The sequence below is a fragment of the Cytophagia bacterium CHB2 genome (assembly GCA_030263535.1).
GTDB lineage: Bacteria > Zhuqueibacterota > Zhuqueibacteria > Zhuqueibacterales > Zhuqueibacteraceae > Coneutiohabitans.
Genome location: SZPB01000203.1, coordinates 1 through 11,833 on the forward strand (window position 1 = coordinate 1; position 11,833 = coordinate 11,833).

Sequence of the window (11,833 nt, forward strand, 5' to 3'; positions counted from 1 at the left end):
AATACCTGGCTATGTCTAAGAACTGATTTTTGCCAAACTACAGTTAAGTAAATAACCGACAGCGAGCCGGCGCGCAATTTAGGAGTTGATTCGCGACGGCTATGGAAGATAGAAGTGAAGCCGGGGCATAAAAACTACTGGGAAAACGGCAGGAGAAAAGCATACAAAGACTGCAAGCGAGTCGGCATCAGGTTAAAAATCTGGTTAAAAAATAGTAACGAGAATTTTCAGCCGCAAGCAAAAAAACGATAATGGCAAATTCGAAAACGCCATAACAACGCCGTGCGTCAATCCATCTCCAAAAAGAATTTGCATTTTTGGGCTGTTCTGGCTATATATCGCTGTAAAATCTATTGAGGATGTCATGTCTTTTACCATTGAATTGCCGGATATCTTGACGCAACAAGTGCGTGCGCGCCAAATTCCGGAAAAAGAAATACAGGCCATCGCCTTGGCGGCGGTCGAGATTTGGCTGGCGCAACGGGAAACAAAAGATGGGAATCGTTTCACGGAAAGCGCTGTTCCGTTCGTGCAGCAATTGATTGCCAACAACCGTGAATTGTTTGAAACGCTTGCAAATCGGTAAACATTACTGACGTGCAAGATCAAGAACGCGCCAATGAAGTCGCCAATCTGCTCGTGCGAGTCTATGAAATGCACGAAGTGATCGTGGCCGAGACCGGTGGATTGCCTGGATTGCGGGACGCCAATGCACTGCATGCTGCGGTCGCTAGGCCGTTTGCGACGTTTGACAAACGAGAACTTTATCAAACCGATTTCGAAAAAGCCGCCGCACTTTTTCAGTCACTCATTAAAAGTCATCCGTTCATGGATGGCACCAAACGTACAGCTTTTGCCGCAGCACTCTATTTTTTAGATCGTTGCGGTTACCCCATTCCAACGAGAATCCCGCTTGAGGAAGCCGTCGAATTCTGCGTCGCTATTGCCGAAGAAAACCTTCGACGCGCTGAACAAGAAATTTTTGTCGCCAGGAGTATACTCGAAATCGCTGATTGGTTCAGAAAATTATTGGATCAATAGATAATGTCCTCTTCCGATAAAATCGCACAACTCCGTTCTTTCAAACAGAAGGCATTACTCGGCGGCGGTGAAAAGCGCATTCAGCAGCAGCATGAAAAAGGCAAGCTCACAGCGCGCGAGCGCATCGCTCTCTTGCTTGACGAAAACAGTTTTCATGAGCTGGACATGCTGGTGCAGCATCGGTGCCGTGATTTTGGCCTGGAAAAACAGAAATTCTTGGGTGACGGTGTGATCACCGGCTATGGCCGCATCCATGGCCGTCTGGTTTATGTTTTTTCACAAGATTTCACGGTTTTAGGCGGCTCGCTTTCGGAAGCTTACGGCGCGAAGATTTGCAAGATCATGGATATGGCCATGAAAAATGGCGCGCCGATCATCGGGTTGAATGACTCCGGCGGCGCCCGCATTCAGGAGGGCGTGATCAGTCTGGGCGCATATGCCGACATTTTTTTGCGCAACACACTCGCCAGCGGCGTGGTGCCGCAAATTTCAGCGATTCTCGGCCCGTGCGCCGGCGGCGCCGTTTATTCGCCGGCGATCAGTGATTTTATTTTTATGGTGCCGAACGTCAGCTATATGTTCGTTACCGGTCCGAATGTGGTCAAAACCGTCACACACGAGGATGTCACGTTTGAGGAATTGGGCGGCGCAGAAACACATGCCACCAAAAGCTGCGTCGCGCATTTTCTCCTGCCCGACGAAGTCGCGTGCGTGCAAAGCATTCGCCGCCTCGTCGGCTTTCTGCCGTTGAATAATTGCGAAGACCCGCCGTTGCAGGCTTGTTCTGATGACAGCAACCGCCAGGACGAAGCGCTCAACACGCTCGTGCCGGAAAATCCCAACAAGCCTTATGACATCAAAGAAATCATTCTGAAAGTGGTGGATGACGGCGATTTTATGGAAGTGCATGAGCGTTATGCGCAAAATATCGTTGTCGGATTTGCGCGGCTTGGCGGCAAACCGGTCGGCTTTGTCGCCAACCAGCCGGCCGTTTTAGCGGGCGTGCTCGACATCGATTCTTCGCTCAAAGCGGCGCGTTTTGTGCGGTTCTGTGATGCGTTCAATATCCCTCTCATCACGCTGGTGGATGTGCCCGGCTTTCTGCCCGGAACGGACCAGGAATGGCGCGGCATCATCAAACACGGCGCCAAGCTGTTGTATGCCTATTGCGAAGCGACCGTGCCCAAAATCACCGTGATTACGCGCAAAGCTTACGGCGGCGCGTATGACGTGATGAGCTCAAAACACATTCGCGGCGACATCAACTACGCTTGGCCCTCCGCCGAGATCGCCGTCATGGGGCCGCAGGGCGCGGTTGAGATCATCTTCAAAAAAGAAATCGAACAAGCGCCGGATCCCAAAGCGGCGACCGAAACCAAGGTGCAGGAATATCGCGAAAAGTTTGCCAGCCCATACATTGCGGCGGAGCGCGGTTATATTGACGACATTATTGAACCCGCGCAAACGCGGCCCAAGCTCATTGCCGCGCTAGGCATGCTCGAAAATAAAGTGGATGCAAATCCTAAAAAGAAGCATGGCAATATTCCATTGTAAACAGCGGTACCCCCTGGAAATTTTTCAGGAATTTCTATACGCAATCCCATGTTGACAGATCATTACGAGCAACGACTATGCAACTCCAAACGGAAAAAAAGAATAATGTCACCATTTTGAGATTGGAAGATCAGCGACTCGATTTCAGCGTTGCGCCCGATCTCAAAACCAAATTTATCGAATTCGCCAACGCCGGCGAGGCCAGGCTCTTGCTCGACCTCACACATGTCGAATACGCCGACAGTTCGGGTTTGGGCGCGATTTTGTTCGGCATTCGCCAATTGCGGCCGGTGAAGGGCAGTTTGAAGATCGTCAACTTGCAGCCGCGCGTGCTGACGCTTATCAAAATCGCTAAACTCGACAACGTGATCGAGAGCTTTGATGATGAAAACGAGGCCATGGCGAGCTTTAAAACCATTTAAACAATCACGCTGATCGGCAGCCCCTCTGGAGATAAAATTCCGGGCGTGAAAAGCACTTGATTCCGCGGCTGACAGGATCGTGTGATCCGCCCCAAGCAGGCTTGCGATCATGTTCGTGTTTAAGTTTTTGGCGGCGCAAATCCAATACAAAAAAACTCCCGTGCGGAATCCCGCGAACGACTCATCTCCGCGCATACGCATTTAAGCTCTTCAGTACTTTACCACAAACCTCATCGTGTTCAAAAAAATTCTCATTGCAAACCGCGGCGAGATTGCCGTGCGCGTCATGCGCACGTGTCGCGAGATGGGCATTCGCACCGTCGCGGTTTTTTCCGCGGCCGATCGGTTCGCGCTGCACGTACGCCTGGCGGATGAGGCTTATTTTATCGGTCCGGCGCCTGCGCGCGAGTCGTATCTCGTGCCGGAAAAAATAATCGCCGTGGCGCGCCAAAGCGGCGCGGAAGCCATACATCCCGGTTATGGTTTTCTCTCGGAGAATGCGCAATTCGCGGATGCCGTTGCCGCAGCCGGGCTTGTTTTCATCGGCCCGCCCGGGGCCGCGATGCGCAAAATGGGCGATAAGGTTGCCGCGCGCAAGCTTATGACGGCCGCAGGTGTGCCGGTTGTTCCGGGAACGAAAGAGCCGGTCGCCGGCAGCGACGAAGCATTAAAAATCGCCGGAGAAATTGGTTATCCGGTTTTGCTCAAAGCTGCTGCGGGCGGCGGCGGCAAGGGCATGCGCCTGGTGCATACCGCCGAAGATTTGCCGGGATTGTTGCGTACGGCCGCCTCCGAAGCGCAATCCGCATTCGGCGACGGCCGGGTTTTTATCGAGAAGTATGTCGAACAGCCGCGCCACATTGAGTTTCAAATTTTGGCGGATCAATTCGGCAACGTCATTCATCTCGGTGAGCGGGAATGCTCGATTCAACGCCGGCATCAGAAGGTGATTGAAGAATCGCCGTCTGCATTGCTTGATGCCAACATGCGGCAAGCGATGGGCGAAGCCGCCGTGGCCGCAGCGCAAGGTTGTGGTTACGTCAACGCCGGCACCATCGAGTTTATTGTTGATAAGCATCGCCAGTATTATTTTCTCGAAATGAACACGCGTTTGCAAGTCGAGCATCCCGTAACGGAAATGGTCACCGGCCTTGATTTGGTGAAGCTGCAACTTGAAATTGCCGCGGGCCGGAAATTGCCGTTGACGCAAAAAGAAGTGAAGAGCAACGGCCACGCGCTGGAATGCCGCATCTATGCGGAAGATTCCGAAAATAATTTTATTCCCGCCATCGGCCGCCTGACGCATGTGCACAAACCGGACGGCTTCGGCATACGCGAAGACAGCGGTGTGTATGCCGGCGGCGAAATCTCCGTCTATTATGATCCCATGATTTCAAAGTTGATTGCGTGGGGGGCAAACCGCGAGGAAGCAATTCGCCGCATGCGCCGGGCGTTGCGGGAGTATGAAATCGGCGGCGTGAAAACTACGATTCCATTTTGCTTGTGGGTGATGCAGCATGAAAAATTTTGCGCCGGTGAGTTCGATACGCATTTCGTGCAGAATGAGTTTTTACCGGAACAATTGGCAAAGCAAAGCGATGGCCGCGATGATCTGGAGAATTTGAGAGCGATAGCCGCCCTGGCAGCGGCGCTCAAGCGCGAAACCAGCGCAACGATTGCGGTCACACCTGCTCCGCATGGCGTTGCTGCAACAGCAAGCGCATGGAAGCGCCGCGGGTGGCGCGCGCGGCTAACCTAGTCGTATGAACCCCTCGCGGCGGAGCGGAGAGCAGCACTAACGCCGTAATTGCAGATCGGACGTAAGTCGCCGGTTTGTGTTAGGCTTTTCTGAGAGGAAGGAGCGATATGTCGCGACGCAGCAAAAAAACCGCAAAAAAAGCCGGAGTCTCGCCCGGCACGCTCGTTTACGTCGGTGAAAAGAAACTCGACCAGCCGCTTGTGAAGATGTTCAACTACTCGAGCGAGCATTATCTGGAAAAGCAGGTTGATAGAATCGAAGAAGTATTCCCGAACAAAACCATGCCGCCGGTGAGTTGGATCAATGTCAGCGGCTTGCATGATGTCAATCTGCTGCAAAGGCTCGGCAATCATTTCAAAATTCATCCGCTCGCGCTGGAAGATATTGCCAACACCACACAACGGCCCAAAATCGAAGAGCACGACGATCAAATTTTTGTCGTGGTCAAGTTGCTGACGTATGACGAAAATAGCCATTGTGTAAATGGGCAGCAAATGAGCGTTTTGGTCACCTCGAATTACCTGCTCTCGTTCGAAGAAAGCGTCGATGATATTTTCAATCCCATGCGCGACCGTATTCGCACCGCCGGCAGCCGCATCCGGCGCTGCGGCACGGATTATCTGCTTTACCGGCTGCTCGATGCCGTGGTCGACAATTACTTCATTGCGCTCGACAAGCTGGGCGAACGCATCGATGCGCTGGAAGAAGAGCTGATCGAGAAACCCACAAAAGACACGCTGCGCACGCTGTATGATCTCAAACGCGAGCTGCTGTTTTTGCGCAAATCCACCTGGCCCTTGCGCGAAGTTATCAGCGTGCTCACCCGCATCGAATCGCCTTTAATCAAAGACGCCACCATTGTGTTTTTGCGCGATGTGTATGATCACACCGTGCAAGTGATCGACACCATCGAGAATTTTCGCGACATTGCCGCCAGCATGATGGATTTGTATCTTTCCAGCCTCAGCCACAAACTGAACGAAACGATGAAAGTGCTGACGACGATCTCAACCATCTTCATTCCGCTGACGTTCATTGCCGGCGTGTACGGCATGAACTTTCATACGGGGGTCAGCCCGTGGAACATGCCGGAGTTGAATTGGTATTTTGGATATCCCATCGTCATGCTGGTGATGTTGGCGATCGGAGTTACGATGTTGTTCTTTTTTAAGAAACGTGGCTGGTTCTGACTAGTCTTGCGCTGCCAATTCTCCTGCTGATATTGTCATTCTTCCTCCGAATAATCTGCCCCAAGCCGCAGGCGCGATTGGTTAGACCACGTCTTTGGGACCAAGATACACCGGAAATTGCGCTTCTTCGGCAAGCCGAACATCTTCAATCGACAAGAATGACTTGGGATTGAACCGGCGTATGATTTCGGTCAAGTGTCTCAGGCTTTTACGCTGAATCACGGTAAAAATAATCTTCACCGGCCCGCTCACGCCCTGGCCGTCAAGCACGGTAAGGCCAAAGCCCTCGGTTTTCAAGTATGAAATCAATTGTTGCGCGTCTTTGCGGGTAATGATCCGCACGATTTGCATGCCGAAAGCCAGCTTGCCCTCGAGGTAGATTCCGACGAAGCTTCCCATCGCATATCCGCCGCCATAAGCCAAATAGCACAACACATTATCCAGGTGTTTGACGATTTGCCCCATGGCCAGCAGCCAAATCGTGACTTCGAAAAATCCCAGCAAGGGCGCGAGGCGCCGCCGGCCGCGCGTGACATAAATGATGCGCATTGTGCCGATCGAAACATCAACGATGCGTGCACAAAAAATCAGCAAAGGCAATATCACCCAGGTAAACCAGCCGGATTGCAGGAATGCCGTGTCGTTCATTCTAATATTTCTCCATGCTAGAGGTGAAGTCGAATTCGTATCACTTCCGTGAAGTTGCTTGAAAAACTTTTTAAGCGCAAGCCCAACTTCATGTGACCGCACGGATAAAATTCTTGAATTTAAAAAGATCATTCAGTATTGTCTTTTAAGCAGCATGATCGCAAAAAATGCCATCTCATGATTTTTTAAAATTAGTATGCCCCGCACAAGACTCAGAGCCTCTTTTCACACGCTCGGCTGCCGCTTGAATCAGGCGGAAACCGCGCTGATTTCCAACCGTTTTCGCGCGCAGGGTTATGATATCGTCGCGTTTGGCGAGGCCAGCGATGTCTGCGTTATCAATTCATGCACCGTGACTGAGCACGCCGATCGCAAATGCCGCCAGCTCGTTAATCAAGTCCTGCGGCGCAACCCGGAAACGTTCGTTGCGGTCGTCGGTTGCTACGCACAAGTGGGAGCGGAGGCGTTGCAGCGCATTCCCGGCATTGACCTGGTCGTTGGCACACAAGACAAGTTGAGCGTGGCTGATTTGATCGAAGATCCTGTGAAGCTGCCCTCGCCGCGCATCATCCGCAGCCGCATGACGAAACAGCCGTTCACGATCGTAAGCGCAGGCCTGCCTGCGCCTAGCACGCGCGCCAATTTAAAAATTCAAGACGGCTGCGATTTTATGTGCGGCTTTTGCATTATTCCGTTTGCGCGCGGCCGGGCGCGGTCACGCGCGTTTGGGGATATTCAACGCGAAGCGTTGGATCTCGTCGCCGCCGGCCATCAGGAACTTGTGCTCTCCGGCGTGAATATTGGCACCTATGCTTTTGAAGGAAAAACGTTTCTCGATGTCGTCAAAATGTTACTCACCCTCCCGGGTTTGCAGCGCTTGCGCATTAGCAGCATTGAGCCGACCACCATTCCGGAAGAGTTGATCGAACTGATGGCCGATTCGCGCGTGCTTTGTCCGCATCTGCATATTCCCGCGCAGAGCGGTGATGATGGCGTACTGGCCGCGATGAAGCGCCTTTACACCCGTAGCGAGTTTGAGGCGTTCATCGCCAACGTTCAGCGGCGTGTCCCGCATGCGATGATAGCCACCGATCTTATGGTCGGCTTCCCCGGGGAAACTCCGCAAGCGTTCCGCGCCAGTTGCGATTTATTGGAACACTCGCCGCTGGCTTATGCGCATGTTTTCACATTTTCCGAGCGCGGCGGAACAGCAGCCACGAAGCTTGGTGATAAAATCAACTCACGCCTTAAAAAAGAACGCAGCCAATTCTTGCATGCCCTTTCTGAGAAGAAGAAGGCAGAAACGTACCGCCGCTTCATGGGTAGTGACATGCGTGTGTTGACCGAAGAACGCGCCGAAAACGGAAATTGGCAGGGTTTCACCGACAATTATGTGAAAGTCAAAATCGCAGGCGCCGCCTTGCGTGAAAATCAGTTGTTAACAGCGCGCATCGCCAGCGTCACGTCTGAGCCGGTGCTTGCCCATGCTGTTGTGACCTGATGGCGCGTGCATATTTCTAAAAGATAGATATGGAGGCGATGCTGAAATGATAAAAGGAAAAATCTTTGTAGTCCGGCTCTTTATATTTTTTGTGGCCTGCGGTTTTCAGACCTATGCCCAGCCCGCCAGTACAACCGATGCGCTCCGCGATGCCGCCCTGCGCAAACAGCGGTTGGCCACGCCGCGCAGCACGGTGGAAAATTTTTTAGAGTGGCAAAACCCTCCGGCGATTGACTACACGATTGCGGCAGAAGCGTTCACCATCAATCCCGCCCTTTCCCCGGAAGAACGTGCAACGCTGGCGCGCCAGCTCAAGCGCGTACTCGACAGCCGCGGCTTGTTCGTGCGTCTCGAATCGATCCCGGATAGCGCCAATCATCGCAATCTCGAAACGGAGTTGGCAGAATATACTCTCTTCCCCAAAGACCTGCCGGCAGTTTATTTGGTTAAAAGCGGCGATGAATGGCTGTTTTCATCGACAACCGTCAATCAAATTCCTCAAATTTATGCCGAAACATTTTCAGCGGCGTTGGATCAAGTGGTCGATCGCCTGCCGGCTGTTTTGCGTGACCAGTTTCTGGGGGTGGCGCTGTGGCAATATGCCGGCTTGGCGTTGTTGCTTGCGTTGGGCTTCTTTATTCGCAAGCTTCTCGCCTTCACTTTGAATATTGTCGGAAAACGAGTGTTTCCCAGGTTATCGTGGGAGTGGGACAAGGATCAGATCCACAGCTTGGTGCGCCCTGTTACTTTCTTACTGATGGTTGGTTTCTTGCTTTTCTTTTATCCGATGCTGCAGCTTCCCGTTCGTTTTAGTTTTTTTGTCAGGATCGTATTGCAGCTTCTGGCAGCAGCCAGCGTTATTTGGCTGCTCTTCCAGATCATTGACGCGTTTTCCCGGTATTTGTCGCGTATCACAACCAAGACCGACAGCAAGCTTGATGATCAGCTCATACCGATGCTCAGTAAAAGCCTGAAAGCTGTGGTATTGCTGTTAGGCGTCTTAACCGTGATGCAAAGTTACGGCTATTCTGTTGGCTCGATCATCGCAGGGCTCGGCATCGGCGGCCTGGCGTTGGCGTTGGCGGCGCAAAACACTCTGGCTAATTTTTTTGGCTCGGTAATGATTTTTTTGGACAAACCGTTTCAGGTGGGGGATTTTATCAAAGTCGGCGACACCATAGGCAGCGTGCAAGAGGTGGGATTCCGGTCGACGCGCTTGCGCACGCCGGATGATTCCGTTATCACCGTTCCGAATTCACAGCTTGCCGATTCGCGCATCGATAATCTCGGTTTGCGCAACTACCGCCGTATTTTTATGAATCTCGGCTTGACCTACAGCACGACGCCGACGCAAATGCAGGCGTTTGTCGAAGGCGTGCGCGCGATCATCGCCGCAAATCCGCACATGCGCCGGGATTTTTACGAGGTGAATTTCAACGCCTTTGGTGATTATTCCCTGAATGTGCTGGTCGTTTGTTTTCTCAAGGTTGCAACCATCAACGAAGAGTGGCGCGAGCGCCATAATTTTCTCATGGAGATTCTGCGATTGGCCGAACGCATCGGCGTTGAGTTTGCTTTCCCGACACAGACGCTGCACATTGATAGCTTTTTTGGCCGGCAGCCGCGCCAAATCGGGCGCCAGATTCCTGAAACCGAGTTGGCGGAAATTGTGGAAGATTTTGGACCGCAAGGCAAGCTTGCGCAACCAACTGCGCCGCGCTTGCACCACAATGGCAAAGTGGTAGACTTCACTATGGAAGCCATGCAGGAAGCTGAGACCAAATTGCGAAGTTGAAACGTGTTTCAGAGCAAAAAGATTTGCACATAACGAGCAAATACCGATGACGAGTCGCAGCATTTTTCAGCTTTTATTGCTTGCCGGATTGGCATTGCTTGTGTGGCTCAATCCGAGCTTGAAAACCAGGCCGGCGATCAAGCTCACGCTTTATGTGTTTGCCGCTCTCGCTTTTATCGTACTGAGTTTCTTGAATTGGAGAGATGGATTTTGAAGGGCTGTAAATAAACAATCGACTTCTTATTCTTTGTTCGTTCAAGCGCGCATTAAAACCATCGCCAACTGCAATTCAAACGGGCATGCTTTAGAATTCTTTCATGCAAAAGAGCCGCATCCTCGTCACCTGTCCCAAGGCCATTCCCCAAATTTTGGCAAATGAAATTCGTGCATTGGGATTTCCCGTGCTCGCGGAAAAAGAAGCGGCCGTGGAAACCGAGGGCACGCTTGCCGATACCATGCGCTTGAATCTCTGGCTGCGCACCGGGCATCGCGTTTTGTATTTGCTCAAAGATTTTCGCAGCCGCACGCCCGAGGAGCTATACTCAAATCTCGCGCGCCTGCCGTGGGAAGATTATCTCGACGCCAAAACTTATCTCAGCATCACGTCCGCGGTTCACAACGACACCATCAAAGACACACGCTTTGCCAATCTCAAATGCAAAGACGCCATTGTCGATCGCCTCAAGCGCAAGCTCGGCCGGCGGCCGGATTCCGGACCGGAGAGAACCGGGGCCGTGGTGTTTCTGTATTGGAAAGAGCAAGAGGCGAGCATTTATCTTGACACCTCGGGCGAATCGCTGGCAAAACGCGGTTATCGCAAGCTTCCGCTCAAAGCGCCCATGCAGGAAACGCTGGCCGCGGCAACCATTTTAGCAACCGGTTGGAATGGCCAAAACAATTTCATCAACCCCATGTGCGGCAGCGGCACACTTGCCATTGAAGCCGCGTGGCTCGCACTCGCCAAGCCGCCAGGTTTGTTGCGCAATAATTTTGGCTTCATGCACTTGCGTGGTTTCAATCAAACCACTTGGCGAGAGTTGCTGGCGCAGGTAAAAGCGAGTATCAAAAAAAATCTTGCAGCGAAAATCATTGCGACGGACAACGATGCGCAGGCGATTGCAGCGGCGCGTAAGAACGCCGCAACCGCAGGAGTCGACCATTTGATCCAATTCGACGTTTGCGACTATGCTGCGACAGCGATTCCCACCGGCGGCGGCGTCATCATGCTCAATCCCGAATATGGCGAGCGCATGGGTGAGCAGGCGCAGTTGCAGGCAATCTACCCGGGCATCGGCGATTGGTTCAAGCAGAAATGCACGGGCTACACCGGCTATGTCTTCACCGGCAATCTCGAATTGGCGAAGAAAGTTGGATTGCGGCCCAGCCGCCGTATACCCTTTTTCAATGGCGCCATCGCATGCCGGCTGCTGGAATATGAATTGTATGAAGGGAGCAAACCGAGGGCCCGGTTGGCCTAGGCGCAGCCCCTCATTTTGACGACTGTGAGATTACTCTAAAAGCAATCGCGACGAGCAATCATGCCCATCATCGACATTCACGTTCACATTCAGCCCTGGGAGCAGCTCAAGCCCGGCGTGCGCGAAAAAATGACTGCCGGCCGCAAAGATATGGCGGCGATCGAGCGGTTCATCCATTCACCCAAGGCGTTCCTGGAATTTCTCGATGCCAACGGCATTGAGAAGGTGGGGCTGATTAATTATCCCAGCCCTGACTTAATGGGGTTCACCGCCGCCACCAATGATTTTGTCGCGCAATACTGCCAAGAGCATCCGCAGCGGCTCATCGCTTTCGGCGGCGTGCATCCGCGTTTTTGCGCTGATGTCGAAAGCGAAATGACGCGCCTGCTCCAGCTCGGCATTCGTTGTTTGAAAGTGCATCCGCCGCATCAGGCAATTGCCGCCA

Annotated in this window: 11 protein-coding genes; 10 read left to right on the top strand and 1 reads right to left on the bottom strand. The window is 52.5% G+C overall.

The window, feature by feature from the left end:
- The first annotated feature begins 364 nt into the window (after positions 1-364).
- The 6 genes from FBQ85_18275 (at position 365) to corA (ending at position 5,966) form a co-directional block, all read left to right on the top strand.
- Positions 365-586 carry a hypothetical protein gene (locus FBQ85_18275; protein MDL1877082.1) on the top strand — a complete coding sequence of 74 codons (222 nt, stop codon included), beginning with the start codon at positions 365-367 and terminating at the stop codon, positions 584-586.
- A gap of 2 nt (positions 587-588) precedes the next feature.
- The gene (locus FBQ85_18280) at positions 589-1,041 is read left to right on the top strand and encodes a type II toxin-antitoxin system death-on-curing family toxin (protein MDL1877083.1); all 453 of its coding nucleotides are present in this window, start codon (positions 589-591) and stop codon (positions 1,039-1,041) included.
- A 3-nt stretch (positions 1,042-1,044) separates the two neighbouring features.
- Complete coding sequence (locus FBQ85_18285; protein ID MDL1877084.1) at positions 1,045-2,595, top strand: methylmalonyl-CoA carboxyltransferase; 1,551 nt, start codon at positions 1,045-1,047, stop codon at positions 2,593-2,595.
- Positions 2,596-2,672: 77 nt separating this feature from the next.
- Positions 2,673-3,017 (top strand): STAS domain-containing protein, encoded by a 345-nt coding sequence (locus FBQ85_18290; protein MDL1877085.1) that lies wholly within the window; start codon positions 2,673-2,675, stop codon positions 3,015-3,017.
- Positions 3,018-3,252: 235 nt separating this feature from the next.
- Positions 3,253-4,776: an acetyl-CoA carboxylase biotin carboxylase subunit gene (accC, locus tag FBQ85_18295; protein MDL1877086.1), complete on the top strand. Its 1,524-nt coding sequence runs from the start codon at positions 3,253-3,255 to the stop codon at positions 4,774-4,776.
- Between the two features lie 107 nt (positions 4,777-4,883).
- Positions 4,884-5,966, top strand: coding sequence for a magnesium/cobalt transporter CorA (gene corA, locus FBQ85_18300; GenBank protein ID MDL1877087.1), 1,083 nt, complete (start codon positions 4,884-4,886; stop codon positions 5,964-5,966).
- Positions 5,967-6,047: 81 nt separating this feature from the next.
- Here corA and FBQ85_18305 read toward each other — a convergent pair whose 3' ends face one another.
- Positions 6,048-6,614, bottom strand: a complete 567-nt coding sequence (locus tag FBQ85_18305) for a DUF2179 domain-containing protein (protein ID MDL1877088.1) — start codon at positions 6,612-6,614, stop codon at positions 6,048-6,050.
- 196 nt (positions 6,615-6,810) lie between these two features.
- Here FBQ85_18305 and mtaB point away from each other — a divergent pair, with 196 nt between their 5' ends.
- From mtaB to FBQ85_18325, 4 genes are all read left to right on the top strand, one after another.
- Complete coding sequence (gene mtaB / locus FBQ85_18310; GenBank protein MDL1877089.1) at positions 6,811-8,115, top strand: tRNA (N(6)-L-threonylcarbamoyladenosine(37)-C(2))-methylthiotransferase MtaB; 1,305 nt, start codon at positions 6,811-6,813, stop codon at positions 8,113-8,115.
- Positions 8,116-8,161: 46 nt separating this feature from the next.
- Positions 8,162-9,910, top strand: coding sequence for a mechanosensitive ion channel family protein (locus FBQ85_18315; GenBank protein MDL1877090.1), 1,749 nt, complete (start codon positions 8,162-8,164; stop codon positions 9,908-9,910).
- 317 nt (positions 9,911-10,227) lie between these two features.
- The gene (locus tag FBQ85_18320) at positions 10,228-11,388 is read left to right on the top strand and encodes a class I SAM-dependent RNA methyltransferase (protein MDL1877091.1); all 1,161 of its coding nucleotides are present in this window, start codon (positions 10,228-10,230) and stop codon (positions 11,386-11,388) included.
- Between the two features lie 60 nt (positions 11,389-11,448).
- On the top strand, positions 11,449-11,833 hold a 385-nt coding region (locus FBQ85_18325; protein MDL1877092.1), incomplete at its 3' end, for a hypothetical protein.

Bases quoted from the DNA above. Each gene is read 5' to 3' on its own strand.
- FBQ85_18275 (MDL1877082.1), top strand. From the start codon at position 365: ATGTCTTTTACCATTGAATTGCCGGATATCTTGACGCAACAAGTGCGT.
- FBQ85_18285 (MDL1877084.1), top strand. From the start codon at position 1,045: ATGTCCTCTTCCGATAAAATCGCACAACTCCGTTCTTTCAAACAGAAG.
- FBQ85_18290 (MDL1877085.1), top strand. From the start codon at position 2,673: ATGCAACTCCAAACGGAAAAAAAGAATAATGTCACCATTTTGAGATTG.
- corA (MDL1877087.1), top strand. From the start codon at position 4,884: ATGTCGCGACGCAGCAAAAAAACCGCAAAAAAAGCCGGAGTCTCGCCC.
- FBQ85_18305 (MDL1877088.1), bottom strand. From the start codon at position 6,614: ATGAACGACACGGCATTCCTGCAATCCGGCTGGTTTACCTGGGTGATA.
- mtaB (MDL1877089.1), top strand. From the start codon at position 6,811: ATGCCCCGCACAAGACTCAGAGCCTCTTTTCACACGCTCGGCTGCCGC.
- FBQ85_18315 (MDL1877090.1), top strand. From the start codon at position 8,162: ATGATAAAAGGAAAAATCTTTGTAGTCCGGCTCTTTATATTTTTTGTG.
- FBQ85_18320 (MDL1877091.1), top strand. From the start codon at position 10,228: ATGCAAAAGAGCCGCATCCTCGTCACCTGTCCCAAGGCCATTCCCCAA.